Origin of the sequence: Halorarius litoreus, from assembly GCF_024362405.1 — an archaeon.
Taxonomy (GTDB): Archaea; Halobacteriota; Halobacteria; order Halobacteriales; family Haloarculaceae; genus Halorarius; species Halorarius litoreus.
Genome location: NZ_CP101454.1, coordinates 2,650,374 through 2,667,108, shown reverse-complemented (window position 1 = coordinate 2,667,108; position 16,735 = coordinate 2,650,374). Strand labels below are relative to the sequence as shown.

The window sequence follows — 16,735 nt, the reverse complement described above, 5'->3', positions numbered from 1 at the left end:
ACGGAAAACGGACTGTCAGTTGTCGGCGGCGGCGACGGTCACCCGGACCGCGCTGTGTTTGAACGGGGGAATCTTCGCCACCGGGTCGAGCGTGTCGCCCGTGAGCGTGTTCACCAGCGGGTCGGCGAAGTGGAACGTGCAGAAGACGGTGCCTGAGCGGACCCCCGGCGTCACCTCGGCCGCCAGTTCGACCATGCCCCGGTCGTTTGCCACCCGGACGCGGTCGCCGTCCTCGATACCTCGTCGTGCCGCATCCCCCGGGTGTATCTGGAGCGCGTCTGTGCCCCGAAGCCGGACGAGCGTCCCCGACCGGCGGGTGAGCGCCCCGCTGTTGTAGTGTTCGAGTATCCGACCGGTGGTGAGCACGAGTTCGTCGTCGCCGACGGGGTCGACCGGGTCGACGTGCTCGACGATGCGGAGGTCCGCCGTGGTCGACCCCGAAGCGAACGTGCCCTCGTGGAGCACGGCCGTCCCCTCGGTGGCACCCTCGGGAAACGGCCACCGCTGGCTCCCGGTCCCGATGCCGTCGTAGCTCATCCCGGCGTACGTCGCGGACACTCGGGTCAGCTCCTCGAACACTGCCTCGGGGCCGTCGCACGCAAATCCCTCGCCCACGAGTCGCTCGGCGACTGCACCCAGTACGTCGAGGTCGCGCCGGGCGTCGCCGGGCGGGTCGGCCATCGCCCGCATCCGCTGGACCTGTCGGTCGGTGTTGGTCACCGTCCCGTCCGTCTCCGCCCACGTGCCTCCCGGCAGGACGACGTCCGCAAACTCGACCGTCTCCGAGCGCACCACGTCGTGGACGACGAGACAGTCCAGACTCGCCAACTTCTCTCGCACGCGAGAGACGTTCGGCTCGGTGACGGCTGGGTTCTCCCCGAACACGTACGCCACGCGCACGTCCTCACCGAAGCGGTGGGTCGCCTCCACCTCCGTCAGCCCTGGGGTCGTGGGCACGTCGAACCCCCACTCCGTCGCGCAGCGTTCGTGCGTAGCCGGGTCGTCGATGCGCCCACCCGGGAGTCGGTCGGGGAGCGCTCCCACGTCACCGGCGCCCTGCACGTTGTTCTGTCCCCGAAGTGGGTTCACGCCAGCTCCGCGCGTCCCGACGTTGCCGGTCAACAACGCGAGGTTGAGCAGGGCGTGGACGTTGTCGGTGCCGCAGTGGTGCTGCGAGAGGCCCATCCCCGTGAAGATAGCCGCGCGGTCGGCCGAACCGTAGCTGCGCGCGGCTGTCCGAAGCGTCTCGGCGTCGACGCCTGTCTGCTCGGCTGCGGCATCCACGTCCACCTCATCGAGGAACGCACGTAGCGCCTCGAACCCGGTCGTTCGCTCGCGGACGAACGCTTCGTCAACGAGCCCCTCCTCGACCACGACGGCAGCCATCGCGTTGAGCAGGGGGATGTCGAACCCTGGGCGCACCGGGAGGTGGTGGGTCGCGGCGTCGGTCGTCGCGGTCGCCCGCGGATCGAGGTGAATCAACTCGGTGCCCGCTTTCAACGCAGGTAACAGATACGACCGGAAGATCACCGGGTGGTTCACCGCGGGGTTCGCCCCGGCGACGAGGAACACGTCGGCCTCGGTGAGGTCGCGCAGCGAGTTCGTCATCGCTCCCGCGCCGAACCGCTCGGCCATCGCCGCCACCGTCGAGGCGTGACAGAGCCGTGCGCAGTTGTCGACGTTGTTCGTCCCGAGCGCCCGCGCGAGCTTCTGTACGACGTAGTTCGCCTCGTTCGTGCACTTCGAGGAGGCGAAGAAGAACGCCGCATCCGGGCCGTGCCGAGCGATAGCCTCGCCGAACGCGGTCTCGATGCGGTCGAGCGCCTCGTCCCACGTCGCCTCGCGCAACGCACCGTCCTCGCGGATCAGGGGCGTCCTCAGCCGGTCGGCGTGGTCGACGTGTTCGAAGGCGGCGACCCCCTTCGGACAGAGTTCGCCGCGGGTGTTGACCGCACCCCGCCAGCCCACGCCTTTCCCGCGCTCGGCGTCGTACGTCAACCCACACCCCACGCCGCAGAACGGACAGACGCTCTCCCGTGGCTCGTTCGTGCGCTCGGACATATCTCACGCCTCGACGCCGGGGACAATCACTCTAGCCCAACCCCGCGATTCGGTATCGCATCATGTGATTTATCGGACGGGACGGGCCGATCAGCCGTCGAGCCGGGATTCGGCGCGCTCGATGGCGCTAGCCCACCAGTCGTCGCCTCGAACCTCGTCGACAGCCCGAGGGGCTGCGGGCGGCGACCGGCGCTCGGCGAGCGACCGACGCCACCACTCGACGTCGTACCAGGCCCCCTGTTTGTAGCCCATCTCGGGGAACCGAGTCGCCCGCTCGAACCCCATCCGGTCGTGGAAGTCGATACTCCGGGGGTTCGGGACGGTGATGACTGCGTACGCGTCGGCGAACCCCTGTCGTTCGAGGCAGGCGAGAAGCACGGAGTAGAGTGCCCGCCCCACCCCCCGCCCTTCCGCAGATTCGTCGACGTACACCGAGGTTTCGACCACCCAGCGGTAGGCCGCCCGCGACCGGAGTTCCCCCGCGTACGCGTAGCCGACCACGCTATCGTCGAGCTCGCAGACGAACCACGGGAACGTCGGTCGCTTCGCGTCGATCCGGTCGCGGATCTCCGATTCGGTCGGCACCGACTCCTCGAAGGTGATGCTCGTCTCCCGGACGTACGGTGCGTAGATGTCGCGGATGGCCGCCGCGTTGTCGGTGGTCGCGAGGCGTAACATACCACCGCTACGTCGACGGAGCATAAACCCGCGGCGAACCAGTAGCTTCAATCCACGCCAGCTAGTATGCAGGAGCATGAGCCTGGAACTCGAACACGACTGCCCGAACTGTGGCGAGTCGAAGGTGTTCTACCGTGCGGCCTCGACCACCATGCACCTCGGAGAGAAGGTGAAGTGGCACTGCCCCGACTGCGACTACGGCTTCGTCCGCATCGACGGCAACGTCGACACCGGTGCCGCCGTCGACACGAGCGCGTAATCGAGCCCCTTTCTCGGCACGCTCACACCCGGAGTGACGACGCTCGAATGCCGCCGGAGTGACGACGCCCGAACGCCCAACCAGGTGCGCAGTCCCTGTTTCTTCCCTGTCCCCCCACACGTCCCGGCCAGTACGCTGTCTCGCGTGCGAATGATAAATGGTATAGTACGATAGCAAATCGTCGCTGAGCCGGGCCCTCCTGCACACAGAATCAGCTGGAAAACAGCCCGTTCGTGCAGGTATACGGCACCTACCGGACAGGTAGCCGAAGCAATACAATGTCACTTGTTCACATGGCACTATTCGGAGGGTTGAAACATGACCAACGAGTCGTCCGACCTCGGTACCTGCCCGCTGTGTGAATCACCGGTTCCGGCCAGCCAGCTGTTGGCCGTCTTCGGGTCGACCGAGCGGACGACGTTCGCCGAGTGTCCGGCGTGTGGAGACATCGTCGCTCCGACGGACGCGCCCTTGCCGGAGAAGTCGAACAAGGAGTAGTGCGACCCTCCAGAGGGCTCGGATACGGCTTCGGGGGGAGCCGACTCTGCCGGATCGTTTCTCGCGGGCGCTACTCGTCGTCGAGCGCGTGCCAGGAGAGCCGCGGGTTCCGCGCGGCAGACGCCTGGTCGATGCGTCCGGCGGCCGTCCGCTCGGGTGCCGCTTCGAGCGTCGCGTCGTCGTCGGCCCGCGCGGCGTTGAACGCCGCCGCGAGCTGGTCGAGCGTCCGCTTGCTCTCGATCTCGGTCGGCTCGGTCATCAGCGCCTCGCTCACGATTTCCGGCCACTTCGTCGTCGGGGGATGCACCCCGTAATCGAGCATCCGCTTCGCCACGTCCGCGGCGTCCTGCTCGCCGGCGCTCGCGACGAACTCGTGGTGGAACGGGCCGAACGGGATCTCGTAGTCGACCTGCGAGGCGAGGTAGTTCGCGTTCAACACGGCCTTCGCGCTCGCGTCGGCGAGCCCCGCGTCACCCAGTCGGGCGATGTACGCGTGGGCCTTCACGAGCACCGACCAGTTGCCGTAGTAGCCGTGGACCTTCCCGACGGACTGCTCGGGCGTGTAGAACTCGTACCCGCCGTCGCTCGCACGGACGTGGGGGTCCGGCAGGAACTCGGCGAGCTCCTCGACGACCCCGACCGGGCCCGCGCCCGGGCCGCCACCCCCATGCGGCGTCGCGAACGTCTTGTGGACGTTGTAGTGCATGATGTCGAACCCCATGTCGCCGGGGCGCGCTCGCCCCAGCAGTGCGTTGAGGTTCGCGCCGTCGTAATACAGGAGTCCGCCCACGTCGTGGACCAGCTCCGCGATCTCGACGATGTCGCGCTCGAACAGCCCGAGCGTGTTCGGGTTCGTCAGCATCAGCGCCGCCGTCTCCTCGGACAGGGCGGCTTCCAGCGCCTCCAGGTCGACCCGGCCGTCCTCGTTGGAGGGGAGCGACACCACGTCGTAGCCCGCGAGCGCCGCCGTGGCGAAGTTCGTCCCGTGTGCGGAGTCCGGGATGACGATTTCGCTGCGGTCGTCGCCGTGCGACTCGTGGTAGGCCTTCGCCACGAGAATCCCCGTGAACTCGCCCGCGGCCCCGGCGGGCGGCTGGAGCGTCACCGCGTCCATCCCGCCGATGCGCCCGAGGTAGTCCTGTAGCTCGTACATGAGCTCGAGGCTCCCCTGGGCAGTCGATTCGAGGCGGTCCGGGTGGACGGCCGCCTTCGGATGGGCCGCGAGGTCCTCGGTGAACTTCGGGTTGTACTTCATCGTACAGGAGCCGAGCGGGAACGGCCCGCTCTCGACCCCGTAGTTCATCTCCGAGAGCCGGGTGTAGTGGCGGGCGAGTTCCGGCTCCGTGACCTCGGGGAGTTCGAGCGTGTCGCGCGTGAGGTCGTCGGGGAGTTCGGAGTCGACGTCGAGTTCGCGATTGCCCTTCTCCGAGAGCAGCGGCTCGTACTTCTCGTCGCTGTCGTCGGTCCAGCGCGCCTGGTCGAATCTCATTCGGACCACCCCGTGGAGCAAGCGGGGCGACGGCACGTCGGCCCTGCGGGGTCCGTGGTTCGAATGAGACTCATCGGTGGACCACCTCCTCGAAGGCGGCAACGAACCCGTCCAGCGATGGCTCGGTGGTCTCGGTCACACAGACCTGTATCTCGTGTTCGCCGACGGCGTGGACGGCGAACCCTTCTTCGGCGAGGTCCTCGACGAGTGGGGCCGCGGGCTGGTCGGTGTGCGTGACGAACTCGCGGAGGTGGTGGCGGTCGTGAACGGGCGCCTGCACGCCCACGATGTCGTCGAGTCGCTCGGCGGTCTCGCGGGCGAGCCGAACACAGTCGTTCGCGAGGTCGACCAGCCCCTCGGGGCCGAGCCACGCGACGTGCATCGCGACCCGGAGCGCGACCCACGCCTGGTTCGAGCAGATGTTGGAGGTGGCCCGCTCCCGGCGGATGTGCTGTTCGCGCGTCTGGAGGGTGAGCGTGTACGCGCGTCGGTCGGTCGCGTCCTCGCTGACGCCGACGAGTCGGCCCGGAACCTGCCGGAGGTAGTCGTCGCGGCAGGCGAACAGCCCGATGCCGAAGCCGTAGGCGTGCCCGATACCGAGCGCGCTGGCGTCGCCGACGACCACGTCCGCACCGACGCTCGCCGGCTCCTGTAAGAGGGCGAGCGAGAGCACGTCCGACCCCAGCACGAACAGCGCGTCGTGGTCTTCGGCGAGCGCGCCGATATCCGCGAGCCGTTCCTCGATGGTCCCCCGGACGGTGGGGTTCTCAGCGTACACCATCACCACGTCCTCGTCGACGCGGTCGGCGAGCCCGTCGAGGTCGGCGTTCGCGTCGGCCATCGGGTACGACTCGACCGTGAGGTCGCTGCCGGCGACGTAGTTCTCGAGGACGCCGCGGCGGCCCTCGTGGAGCAGTTCGGGGACGAGGATGCGGGTGCCCGAGGTGGCACGAACCCGCTGGGCGAGCGTCGCGGCCTCGCCGAGCGCGGTCGCGGCGTCGTACATCGAGCAGTTCGCCACGGGGAGCCCCGTGAGCTCGACGAGCATCGACTGGTACTCGAACAGTGCCTGCAGGAACCCCTGGGCGATCTCTGGCTGGTACTGCGTGTAGCTCGTCAGGAACTCCGAGCGGTCCGCGAGGTGGTCGACCACCGAGGGGACGTAGTGGTCGTACGCGCCGCGGCCGAGGAACTCGACGAGGTCGTCGTTGCGGTCGAGCGTCGCACCCACCTCGCTGCGCACCTGCTGTTCGGTTCGTGAGTCGATACCGAACGTGCCGTCGAACCGCACGTCCGTGGGGATGTCGAAGAGGTCCTCCTCGCGTTCGGCACCGACCGCGTCGAGCATCGACGCCGTATCGGCCGCCGAGTGGGCTGTGTAGGGACTACCGTCGTCTGTCATATGTGGCTAGGTCGTCCGAATGGACGGGACTTGATGATTTGTGCGAGGAGAGGAACTTGAGTCCCCCGGTTTCCCACACACGACTGTGGGTTGTTTTCGCGTATAGTTCAGCCATAGTACCCACGTTCGTGTAATATCCACAGTGTAGGATTCCGAACGGAACGAACGGTTATACGAGAGACTCCTGTATCGGAGTCCAATGCGAGGCCCGACACGTCAGCAGGCTGCCGCCGCCGCACTCACAGGCGTGTCGACGATCGCCGCCGGACTGGCGGGGCTCGGCGGCTACCACTACCTCACGTTCGGCGGTGACCCGCTTCGCGTCGGACTCGTCGTCGCCACCGGCCTCCTGCTGTTCCTCGGCGTCGGCTATCTCCTCGGTGGGAACGTCTCACCCGCCACCTATCCGGTAGCGTTCGGCTGGACGCTCCTCGGAACGCTCATCGGCGGCGGCGGGACCGTCGGGGTGACCGTCGCGACCGGGTCGATACCGACGCTCGCGGGCGACGCACCTACGCTCGGAGCGCTGGCGGGCGGCGGTGCTGTCGCCGGCTTCCTCGTCGGCGTCAAGTCCGCGCGTGCGCGGCAAGCGGCGACCCGCGCGGCCCGCGCGGAGACGGCCATCGACCGACTCTCCGAGGAACGAGGCCGGTTCGTCGTCCTCAACGAGACGACCCGGAGCCTGCTCGACGCCCCGGACATCGAGGCCGTGGCGAGCCGACTGGTCGAGGAGGGGCGCGTCGGCCTCCCCGGCCCGTTCGCCGGGGTCTGGCTCCACGAACCCGAGCGCGACCGGCTGGTCCCGGCCGAGACGACCTCGACGGATGCCGACTGGACACCCCAGCAGCTCTGGCCCGACAGCGAGGCGATGGCCGCCTTCGAACACGGCGACCCACTCACCATCACCGGCGACGAGTTCCCCGACGTCGGGCCGCTGTTCGCCGTCCCCATCGGCGACCACGGCCTGCTCGTCGTCGGCGCCACACAGGGGTTCGACGAGCGGGCCCGCAACCTCGCGGGGGTGTACGCGCTGACGGCAGCGGCCGCGATGGACCGCATCGAACGTGAGGCGAAGCTCGAACGACAGAACGAGCGGCTCGACTCGTTCGCCAGCGTCGTCGCCCACGACCTCCGGAACCCCCTGAACGTCGTCCGCGGCCGGGCGAAACTCGCGGAGAAGACCGGCGACACCGAACAGCTCGAACCGGCGTTCCGGTCGCTCGACCGCATGGAGACCATCATCGAAGACGTGCTCGCGCTCGCCCGTGGGGGTGACGAGGACATCGAGACGGAGCCGGTGAAGCTCACCGACCACGTCGAGGCATCGTGGCACCAGGTCGACACCAGAGACGCCGAGCTAGAGGTGGGATTCCTCCCGACCGCGCACGCCGACCCGGACCGACTCGCCCGGCTGTTCGAGAACCTGTTTCGGAACGCCGTCGAACACGGCGGCGACGACGTAGTCGTGTCGGTGGCGATGCTCGATGACGACGACGGCTTCTACGTGGCCGACGACGGCATCGGCATCCCCGTCGACGAGCGCGACCGCATCCTCTCGGAAGGCTTCTCCGGAAACGACGGGACAGGCATCGGCCTCGCCATCGTCCAGCAGGTCGCCGAGGTCCACGGCTGGGACCTCTCGGTCACGGAGAGCGAGTCGGGCGGGGCGCGGTTCGAGTTCCGGTTCTAGCCGGGCGGCTCACGAGTCGCGCTGCTCCCCGTTCGCAACATTGTCGCCTCTCTGCGGTCGGCAACGCGGCTTCCGGGTCGTTTCACTCCTCGCTCGCAGTACGGTGGCGCTCACTACGGTCGCGCCACCCGCTCAGAAAATCTGTGTTTCGTACTCGTCGGGCGACAGCAGGTCGTCGAGTTCGTCCACGTCGCTGGGGTCGAGTTCGAGCATCCAGCCGTCGCCGAACGGGTCCTCGTTGACGAGTTCGGGTTCGTCGACGAGCCGCGCGTTCACGGCGGTCACGGTCCCCGAGACGGGCGCGTAGAGGTCCGAGACGGCCTTGATTGACTCGATAACGCCGAACTGCTCGTCCTTCGAGAGCACGTCGCCTTCGGCAGGGAGTTCGACGAACACCACGTCGCCGAGTTCGTCCTGTGCGAAGTCCGTGATGCCCACGCGGACGGTGCCGTCCTGTTCGTGTGCCCACTCGTGTGATTCCAGATACCGTCGGTCCGTTGGTACGTCGAAGCTCATTGTCGTTCGTAGAAGGGCAGGGGTTGGATGCGCGCTTTCTTCTGCTGGCCGCGGACGACGACGCGCACCGTCGTCCCCGGGTCGGCGTAGTCGGTCGGAAGGTAGCCCATCCCGACGGGCTGGCCGAGCGTCGGGCTCATCGTGCCCGAGGTGACCTCGCCGATGACGCGGTTCTCCGTGTTCACGATGTCGTAGCCGTGTCGCGGGACGCCTCGCTCGGTGAGCTTGAAGCCGACGAACCGCTCGTCGGTCCCCTCCTCCCTCGCCTGTTCGAGGGCGTCACGGCCCACGAACTCCGTGTCGAGTTTGACGACGAAGCCGATGCCCGCCTCGTACGGGTTCCGGGGGTTCGACTCGTGGTCGAAGTCCTGTCCCGACAGGAGGAAGCCGGCCTCGATGCGGAGGGTGTCACGCGCACCGAGCCCACAGGGGGTGGCCTCGGGGACGAACTGCTCCCAGACCGTCTCGGCCGCCCGCCACGGCACCAGAAGTTCGACGCCGTCCTCGCCGGTGTAACCGGTCCGGGCGACGAGCGTCTCGACGGACCCGTCCGGGCCGTCGAGGTCGACCCACCGGGCCGAGAACCGCGTGAGCGACCGGAGGTCCTCGTCGGCCACCTTGCTCGCCAGTGCCAGGGCGTCGGGGCCCTGCAGCGCGAACATCGCGTACTCTTCGGTGGCGTCCTCGACGACGGCGTCGAGGTCGTGGTCGTCGCGGTAGTCGGTCCACCGCTCGTGCATCCACTCGCCGTGGCCGGCGTTCGGGACGAACAGGTAGTCCGCGTCGCTCCCCTCGGGGAGCCGGTAGACGACCGTGTCGTCGAGGATGGTGCCGTGCTCGTCGGTGATGGCACTGTACTGTGCCTCGCCAGGGTCGAGTGCGGTCACGTCGTTGGTCGTGAGCCGCCCCATCAGGGTCTCGGCGTCGGGGCCCGACACCTCGATCTCGCTCATGTGCGAGACATCGAAGATGCCGGCTGCCTCCCGAACCGCCTGGTGTTCGGCCCGGATGGAGTCGAACTCGACGGGCATGTCCCATCCGCCGAACTCCGTGAACTTCGCCCCACGCTCGGCGTGAACCTCGCGCAGTGGCGGCTTCCGAAGGGCCATACTCTCGCCTCCACCCCCGGTAAGTAAAGCCCTTAGGTTCCGTCGGCGTCGGCGCGCTCGATCTCCTCGAGAATGGCGTCGACGCGGTCGGGGTCGTACGTCCAGAACCCGTAGAACCGACCGGGGTCGCGCTCCTCGGCGAGCAGGGCACAGCTGTCGAGCCGGACGGACCCCTCGAAGACGACGAACCACACCCGGGAGATTTCGGGGGCGTCGGTCGCGTGGACCGTCACCCCCTCGATGCTCGGCGGTTCCCAGTCCGGCTGGCCGTAGACCGCGATCTCGAGCCCCGGTTTCGTCGCCAGCTGCTCGTAGACCCCAACCTGGTCCTGCATCGCCGACAGCGACTGGAAACCCGCGTACAGCCGGCCGTGGCCGAGCCGCCACGCCCGGTCCTCGATTTCGCGGGTCGTCGCGAGCATCTGCCGCCGGTCGAAGGAGCTGAACACGGTGTCGTCGAGCAGGTCCAGCAGCGCATCGAAGCCGTCGTCCCCGAGTTCGGCCGAGCCCGGGCCGGCCGTACGGGGGTTCGCGAGCGACTGGAGCGCGCTGAGCTCGACCGAGCCGACGAACTCCCCACCCTTGCGGACGATGACGAACCCCTCCTCGTTCTCGCCGGGGAGCCTGGTGTGCTCGACGACGACGTTTCGTGTTCCGAACCGGTCGCGCAGGTCCGGGTACTCGCCGGGGGAGCAGATTCGGAGGTGAGTCGGTGTCGACTCGACCGCCGCGATTATCTCACGAAGCGACACGGCCGTCACCCCGACCCCGGGTCGGCGGCGGCGACGGCGGCGGCGGTCGTCTGCGGCTCCAGCCCGAGTGCCTCGTCGAGCAGTCGGTCGACTGCCACCGGGAGGGACCGAATCGTCAGCGAGTCGCCCGACTCGTCGTACTCGAGCAGGCCCGCGTCGACGAGCATCGGCACGTGGACGTGGTAGAGCTCGAGCTGGACGCGGGTGTGGTCGGTCGGCGTCGCTCGTCCGTCGTCGCGCTGGAGCGCGAGCCAGCCGGTCAGTACGTCGGTGAGGTCGTCGACACGGAACCTCCCGTGTTCACGCAGGAGATAGAGGAGGTGGCGTCGAGTCTCGTCGGCGAGCAGCCTGAACGCGCCGTCGAGGGACCCCACCTCGCCCGGACTCGTGGAACGTTCGGACGTCATATATCCCTAGAAATATGTTCACGGGGGCACTTAACATCATCCACGAGAACGATAAACTAACTCCGAGCCGAGTACTCGACCGCCCGCTACGTCTCGTGGGGGTGTTCGTCGCGGTGGTCGTCTTTGTTCTCCTGGTCGACGGCCTCGCGGTGTTTCTCGTCGGCCGTGTCGGGCTCCTGCCGGTCGTCGTCGAGTGCTTCCTCACGGGCCTGTTGCGCCTCGTGGGTGTCCTGTTCGTCGGCGTCCGTCTCGGGGTCGCCGGTCGTGTCGGACATCGCGGTTCCGTGTTCGCACGAGCGACGGAAAAGGCTGGGGGCCACGTACCCCCGACCGATGGTGATGCCGCCGGACGCGACGACTGTACCCGAATTCGATGGGACATACTCACCGCCACCGCTATCCGACTGGCCGAGGTACGGGACCTATGGGCAACTTCTTCGGCGGGCTCACGGGCGGAATCCAGCGTGAGCCGCGGGTCGGCGTCTTCATCGACGGGCCGAACGTCTTCCGCGAGGAGTTCGACGTCGACCTGGACGACATCCGCGAGGCCGCCGAATCGGAGGGGCGCCTCTCGCTCAAGCGGCTCTACCTCGACGACGGCGCACCCCCCGAGCTGATTCGCGCCGCCGAGGCACGGGGGTTCGAGGTGGTCGTGACGAGCGGTGACGTGGACGTGAAGCTCGCCGTCGACGTGACCGAGACAGTCGTCGACGACGACATCGACACGCTCGTCGTCGTCTCGCGCGACACCGACTTCAAGCCGGCACTGGAGGTGGCGAACCGGCGCGGTGTCCGGACCGTCGCGCTCGCGCCCGGCGAATACGGGCGGTCGGACGCACTGCGCAACGCCGCACACGACGAACTCACACTGGAGTGAGCCGGCCCGACGACGAACCGCCTCCAGTAGCGTTTTGGCCCGGCGCCCGCTCTCCACATCCATGCAACCCGTCCTCGACGATCACCTCCACCTCGACCCGGTGAACGGCCGCGGTGCGGATGCGGCCGCGGAGTTCGCCGAGGTCGGCGGGACCCACCTGCTCGTGTTGAACAAACCCTCGTGGTCGCTCGTCGGCGCAGTCGACGACGAATCGGGGTTCAGAGAGACGTTCGACCTCACCGTCGAGGTCACCGAGGCGGCCGACGCCCTGCTCGACGGACGCGCGTGGCCCGTCCTCGGGGTCCACCCAGCGCTGATCTCGAAACTCGTCGACCGGGGGTACACCCCCGAGGAGGCCGCCGACCTGATGAAGGCGGGGCTGGACGTGGCCGCCGAGTACGTCGCCGACGGTCCAGCGCTCGCCATCAAATCCGGCCGCCCGCACTACGACGTCTCCGAGGCGGTGTGGGACGCCTCGAACGACGTGATGCGCCACGCGTTCGCGCTCGGTGCCGAAGTGGGCTGTGCGGTCCAGCTCCACACCGAGGGCGGCGACGACTTCTCGACCGTTGCCGAGTGGGCCGAAGCCGAGGGGCTCCCGCGCGAGCAGGTGGTGAAACACTACTCGGCGGGACCGGTCGAGGGACCGGTCCCGAGCGTCATCGCCCGCAAGGACGAACTGCTCGCGGCCGCCGAGTCGGGTGAGCCGTTCATGATGGAGACGGACTTCATCGACGACCCAGACCGACCGGGTGCGGTGCTCGGTCCGAAGACCGTCCCCCGACGGGTTCGGTGGCTCCGCGAGGAGGGGTACGACGAGGCGCTCGAGCGCGCTCACGTCGAGACCCCCGCGCGGGTGTACGGCATCGACACCGAAGCCACGCTGGAGTGACCAGGTCGACGCCAGCAGGACAGTATCCGACCACCACCTGTTGACGAACGACTACTTTCTCGCCAAAATTCCACCGAACGTGCACAGTATCTACACCATACCCGTCGCAAGCAACAGCTACCCCCAGCAGAATAGACCATCGAACTATGTGTTCGAACCGATGAGAGGGAGCATGTCCACGCCGGCCGACGCCCCGACCGATGTCCAGCGCGTCGGCGTCGCCAGAGACGCTCCGGAAGGCTTACCGGATGAGGGCCAGCTCCTCCTCCGAAACGACGACCAGACACCGGCGGTGCTCATCGTGGTCTGCCGGCGGGACGACCACGTCGCGAGCGACACCGTCCACGCCGAGCCGCGGACGACCTACGGGCTGCCGCTGCCCGCGGGCACCGGCCCCATCGTCGTCGAGGTCCACACCGCCGAGACGACGGCGACCACGTCGGTCGCGCCGAACGACCGGCCGCCGCTGTTCAGCTACCAGGACGGGTCCGTACTCGTCGCCCGCGACTGAGTCGGGGTGGGCGGTCGTGCAGTCCGACCGCCGAAACGCCCAGAAAGCATTTATTTTTGAGGGAGAAACGCGGAGATATGTCACGTCCGGACCCCACCCCGAACCACGACGTCGGTCGCGTCAGCGCCGAGGCCGACGACGACGCCGTCGCACTCCCAGGTGAGCATATGCTGTTTCGAAACGACGGCACGGCCGTGGTCGAGTTGACCGTCGTCCGGCGGCGCGACGGGCACGCCCATCGGGACACGCTCGGGCTCACGCCGGGCGACGCCATCAGTCTGCCCGTACCGGAGGGAGAGGGGCCGGTGAGTGTCGAGGTTCACGCCCCGGAGACGATGGCGACGACGGCGTTCACCCCCGACGACCGCCCGCCGCTGTTCAGCTATCGACAGGGGTCCGTGCTCGTCGCCCGCGACTGATTTTTCCCCCCGGCCCCGCAAGGAGGGGTATGAAGGAATCGGGGTTCAAGCAGGTGACCCGCGTCGCCGACGCCAGAGAGCGGCTGCGCGCGGTCGTCTCCCCACACGAGCGGACCGAGCGACACCGGCTGGCGAGCGCCGACGGGCGCGCGCTCGCCGAGGCCGTCACCGCCGCCCGGAACGTCCCACACTACGCTCGCGCCGCGATGGACGGCTTCGCGGTGCGCGCCGAGGACACGTTCGGTGCGTCGAACCGGTCGCCGGCCGTGCTCCGCGAGTCGACGGGGCGGGTCGGCCCGAACGAGGCCGTGCGCGTCCACACCGGGAGCGAACTCCCCGAGGGTGCGGACGCGGTGGTGATGGTCGAGGAGACGGAGCGGGTGCCGCGGAGCGGCACCGAACGAGCGAGCGGCGAAGCCGCGAGCACCGGTGAGGAGGTCGAAGTGATGGACGCCGTCGCCGGGGGCGAGAACGTCGCACCCGAAGGCGAGGACGTGTCGGAGGGTGACCCGCTGTACGAGCCGGGCCACCAGCTCCGCCCTTCAGACCTCGGCCTCCTGCGGTCGACGGGCGTCGACCGCGTCGCCGTGTTCGAGCGCCCCGAAGTCGCCGTGATACCGACCGGCGAGGAGCTCGTCCAGGCGGACCCCGCGCCCGGCGAGGTCGTCGAGACGAACGGGCTCACCGTCTCGTCGCTCGTCGAGCGGTGGGGTGGGGCGGCCACCTACCGCGACGTGGTGACCGACGACGAGGCGGCGCTTCGCGCGGCCATCCAGCGCGACCTGACGAAGGACGTCATCGTCACGACCGGGGGCTCGTCGGTCGGCGAGCGCGACCTCATCCCCGACGTGGTCGACGAACTGGGCGAGGTGCTCGTCCACGGGGTCGCGCTCAAACCGGGCCACCCCTGCGGGTTCGGCGTCGTCGAGGACACCCCGGTCATCATGCTCCCGGGGTACCCGGTGGCGTGTATCGTCAACGCCGTCCAGTTCCTCCGGCCGGCGCTGAAGTGGGCCGGCCACCTCCCGTTGCGAGAGTTCCCGACGACCGAGGCACGCCTGGCCAGGAAGATACCGAGCGAGCCCGGCGTCAAGACGTTCGCGCGGGTGAGCCTCGACCGCTCGGGGGACCAACCCGTGGCGACACCCACCCGAGCATCGGGGTCGGGAGTCCTGTCGAGCGTCGCGCTCGCCGACGGCTGGGTCGTCGTGCCCGAGGAGAGCGAGGGGATTCCCGCCGACGAGACGGTCACCGTGGAGGACTGGGAGTATGACGCGTAAGGAGTTCCGCGACCTCGCGCCGCCAGCCAGGGCACACGAGGCCATCGCGTCGCTCGACCTCGACCCCGACCCCGAGACCGTCCCCCTCGACGAGGCACGCGGGCGGGTCCTCGCCGAGCGCGTCGACGCCGCGCTCGACGTTCCAGGGTTCGACCGCGCGAGCGTCGACGGCTACGCGCTGCGTGCCCGCGACACCTTCGGCGCGGACGAGGCCGACCCCGCTCGGCTTGATCTGGTGGGGCGCGTCGACGCCGGCGAAGCGCCCGAAGGCTATGTGGACGAGGGCGAGTGCATCGAGATTTCGACCGGCGCGGTCGTGCCCGAGGGCGCCGATGCAGTGGTGATGGTCGAGCGAACCGACGAGGAGGGCGAGGAGGTCCTCGTCCGCACGTCGCTCGCGCCGGGCGACCGCATCATGTTCGCCGGGGCTGACATCGCCGCCGGCGAGCGCGCGCTGGGGCCGGGGACCGAGCTCACCGCCCGGGAGATCGGCCTCCTCTCCGCGCTCGGCGTCGACGAGGTACCCGTCCGCGGCACACCGACCGTCGGCATCGTCTCGACGGGCGACGAACTCGTCCGTCCCGGGGAGGAGCTCGATTCGGACGCGGGGCAGATCTACGATGTGAACAGCTACACCATCGCCGCGGGCGTCGAGGAAGCCGGCGGCGAACCGAAACTGTACCCGCACGCTGGCGACGACATGGCTGAGATGGAACGTGTCCTGCGCGAGGCTGCCGACGAGTGCGACCTCGTGCTGTCGTCGGGGTCCACGTCGGCGAGCGCGGTCGACGTCATCTACCGCGTCATCGAGGAGCGGGGCGACCTGCTGTTACACGGTGTGGCAGTCAAGCCCGGCAAGCCGATGCTCGTCGGCACACTGGGTGACAGCGCGTACGTCGGACTCCCGGGCTACCCGGTGAGCGCGCTCACCATCTACCGGACGTTCGTCGCACCGGCCATCCGCCGCGCTGCGGGGGTCCCGGAACCGCGAACCGCCACCATCGAGGGGACGATGGCCGTCGAGGAGCGCTATTCGGAGGGGCGGATGCGACTCATGCCCGCGGGCCTCGTCGAGGACGGCGACGGCAACACGCTCGTCTACCCCGTCGACAAGGGGTCGGGCGCGACCACGTCGCTCGTCGAGGCCGACGGCGTCGTCGAGGTCGACGCCGACACCGAGTACCTGGAGCGAGGTGAGACGGTCGAGGTACAACTGTTCTCGCCGGACGTCCGTGCGCCCGACCTGTTCGGCGTCGGGGAGGACGACCCCGCGCTCGCGCGACTGCTCGACCGCGTGCAACACCCTCGCTACCTTGGAATCGGCTCGCGCCCGGGGCTGCGACGGCTCCGCGACGGCACCCCGGACGTGGTCGTGACGAGCGCGCCTGGTGACTCGGGCGTCGAGCACGAGGAACTCGGCGCGTGGACCCGCGAGTGGGGGCTCGTCGTTCCTGCAGGCAACCCCGACGACGTACAGGGGATTGGCGACCTCGTCGACCGCGAGCTGTCGTTCGTCAACCGGACGACGGACTCCGGGCTGCGAACGTCGCTCGGCAACGCCGTGGCCGACCTCGCCGACGAGCGCGGGGTCGAGCGACACGCCCTCGTGGAGGCCATCGACGGCTTCGACCGGGCGGTCCGAGCCCACGAGTCGCCGGCCCGCCGAGTGCTGGCGGGGAAGACCGACGTGGGGCTCGGCCTTCGCACGACCGCAGACAGGCTCGGGCTCGGCTTCGTCCCGCTCGGTGAGGAGACTGTCCGCGTCCTCGCGAACCCCGACCGGGTCGGAAAGCCCGGCGTCGAACAGTTGCGACGCGTCGTCGAGGCCGGCGACGACGTCTTCGACGCGCTGCCAGGCTACGCCCTCGAAAAGAGGTAAACCAGAGGCCGTCGTA

Annotated in this window: 18 protein-coding genes; 9 read left to right on the top strand and 9 right to left on the bottom strand. The window is 68.8% G+C overall.

Features of this window, described 5'->3' with window-relative positions; genetic code table 11:
* Nucleotides 1-15: 15 nt before the first annotated feature.
* Nucleotides 16-2,061, bottom strand: a complete 2,046-nt coding sequence (fdhF, locus tag NL126_RS13910) for a formate dehydrogenase subunit alpha (protein WP_255195482.1) — start codon at nucleotides 2,059-2,061, stop codon at nucleotides 16-18.
* Nucleotides 2,062-2,151: 90 nt separating this feature from the next.
* On the bottom strand, nucleotides 2,152-2,739 hold the full coding sequence (locus tag NL126_RS13905) for a GNAT family N-acetyltransferase (protein WP_255195481.1): 588 nt from the start codon (nucleotides 2,737-2,739) through the stop codon (nucleotides 2,152-2,154).
* Between the two features lie 76 nt (nucleotides 2,740-2,815).
* On the opposite strand from NL126_RS13905, the gene NL126_RS13900 reads away from it, so the two are divergent.
* Nucleotides 2,816-2,998, top strand: a complete 183-nt coding sequence (locus NL126_RS13900; protein WP_255195480.1) for a DUF7838 family putative zinc beta-ribbon protein — start codon at nucleotides 2,816-2,818, stop codon at nucleotides 2,996-2,998.
* Nucleotides 2,999-3,316: 318 nt separating this feature from the next.
* On the top strand, nucleotides 3,317-3,496 hold the full coding sequence (locus tag NL126_RS13895) for a DUF7837 family putative zinc-binding protein (protein WP_255195479.1): 180 nt from the start codon (nucleotides 3,317-3,319) through the stop codon (nucleotides 3,494-3,496).
* A gap of 70 nt (nucleotides 3,497-3,566) precedes the next feature.
* On the opposite strand, the gene gcvPB is transcribed toward NL126_RS13895, so the two are convergent.
* Both gcvPB and gcvPA read right to left on the bottom strand, forming a co-directional pair.
* On the bottom strand, nucleotides 3,567-4,985 hold the full coding sequence (gcvPB, locus tag NL126_RS13890) for an aminomethyl-transferring glycine dehydrogenase subunit GcvPB (protein ID WP_255195478.1): 1,419 nt from the start codon (nucleotides 4,983-4,985) through the stop codon (nucleotides 3,567-3,569).
* Nucleotides 4,986-5,055: 70 nt separating this feature from the next.
* On the bottom strand, nucleotides 5,056-6,387 hold the full coding sequence (gene gcvPA, locus NL126_RS13885; protein WP_255195477.1) for an aminomethyl-transferring glycine dehydrogenase subunit GcvPA: 1,332 nt from the start codon (nucleotides 6,385-6,387) through the stop codon (nucleotides 5,056-5,058).
* A gap of 199 nt (nucleotides 6,388-6,586) precedes the next feature.
* Here gcvPA and NL126_RS13880 point away from each other — a divergent pair, with 199 nt between their 5' ends.
* The gene (locus NL126_RS13880) at nucleotides 6,587-8,077 is read left to right on the top strand and encodes a sensor histidine kinase (protein WP_255195476.1); all 1,491 of its coding nucleotides are present in this window, start codon (nucleotides 6,587-6,589) and stop codon (nucleotides 8,075-8,077) included.
* 132 nt (nucleotides 8,078-8,209) lie between these two features.
* Here the strand turns inward: NL126_RS13880 and gcvH are convergent, their stop codons facing one another.
* The 5 genes from gcvH to NL126_RS13855 form a co-directional block, all read right to left on the bottom strand.
* A complete protein-coding gene (gene gcvH / locus NL126_RS13875) occupies nucleotides 8,210-8,593 on the bottom strand; it encodes a glycine cleavage system protein GcvH (RefSeq protein WP_255195475.1) in 384 nt (127 codons plus the stop codon).
* The gene (gcvT, locus tag NL126_RS13870) at nucleotides 8,590-9,702 is read right to left on the bottom strand and encodes a glycine cleavage system aminomethyltransferase GcvT (RefSeq protein ID WP_255195474.1); all 1,113 of its coding nucleotides are present in this window, start codon (nucleotides 9,700-9,702) and stop codon (nucleotides 8,590-8,592) included. The genes gcvH and gcvT overlap by 4 nt, the downstream gene beginning before the upstream one ends.
* Before the next feature lie 32 nt (nucleotides 9,703-9,734).
* Nucleotides 9,735-10,454: a DICT sensory domain-containing protein gene (locus NL126_RS13865; RefSeq protein ID WP_255195473.1), complete on the bottom strand. Its 720-nt coding sequence runs from the start codon at nucleotides 10,452-10,454 to the stop codon at nucleotides 9,735-9,737.
* A 5-nt stretch (nucleotides 10,455-10,459) separates the two neighbouring features.
* Nucleotides 10,460-10,861: a DUF7344 domain-containing protein gene (locus NL126_RS13860; protein ID WP_255195472.1), complete on the bottom strand. Its 402-nt coding sequence runs from the start codon at nucleotides 10,859-10,861 to the stop codon at nucleotides 10,460-10,462.
* Between the two features lie 86 nt (nucleotides 10,862-10,947).
* Nucleotides 10,948-11,136, bottom strand: coding sequence for a hypothetical protein (locus NL126_RS13855; RefSeq protein ID WP_255195471.1), 189 nt, complete (start codon nucleotides 11,134-11,136; stop codon nucleotides 10,948-10,950).
* Nucleotides 11,137-11,285: 149 nt separating this feature from the next.
* Here NL126_RS13855 and NL126_RS13850 point away from each other — a divergent pair, with 149 nt between their 5' ends.
* From NL126_RS13850 to NL126_RS13825, 6 genes are all read left to right on the top strand, one after another.
* Nucleotides 11,286-11,738, top strand: coding sequence for an NYN domain-containing protein (locus NL126_RS13850; RefSeq protein ID WP_255195470.1), 453 nt, complete (start codon nucleotides 11,286-11,288; stop codon nucleotides 11,736-11,738).
* A 61-nt stretch (nucleotides 11,739-11,799) separates the two neighbouring features.
* The gene (locus NL126_RS13845) at nucleotides 11,800-12,630 is read left to right on the top strand and encodes a TatD family hydrolase (protein ID WP_255195469.1); all 831 of its coding nucleotides are present in this window, start codon (nucleotides 11,800-11,802) and stop codon (nucleotides 12,628-12,630) included.
* Nucleotides 12,631-12,802: 172 nt separating this feature from the next.
* Nucleotides 12,803-13,141: a hypothetical protein gene (locus tag NL126_RS13840; RefSeq protein WP_255195468.1), complete on the top strand. Its 339-nt coding sequence runs from the start codon at nucleotides 12,803-12,805 to the stop codon at nucleotides 13,139-13,141.
* A 77-nt stretch (nucleotides 13,142-13,218) separates the two neighbouring features.
* Nucleotides 13,219-13,560, top strand: coding sequence for a hypothetical protein (locus NL126_RS13835; RefSeq protein WP_255195467.1), 342 nt, complete (start codon nucleotides 13,219-13,221; stop codon nucleotides 13,558-13,560).
* Nucleotides 13,561-13,589: 29 nt separating this feature from the next.
* On the top strand, nucleotides 13,590-14,840 hold the full coding sequence (locus NL126_RS13830; RefSeq protein WP_255195466.1) for a molybdopterin molybdotransferase MoeA: 1,251 nt from the start codon (nucleotides 13,590-13,592) through the stop codon (nucleotides 14,838-14,840).
* Nucleotides 14,830-16,719 (top strand): molybdopterin biosynthesis protein, encoded by a 1,890-nt coding sequence (locus NL126_RS13825; protein ID WP_255195465.1) that lies wholly within the window; start codon nucleotides 14,830-14,832, stop codon nucleotides 16,717-16,719. Before NL126_RS13830 ends, NL126_RS13825 begins: the two co-directional genes overlap by 11 nt.
* Nucleotides 16,720-16,735: the final 16 nt, after the last annotated feature.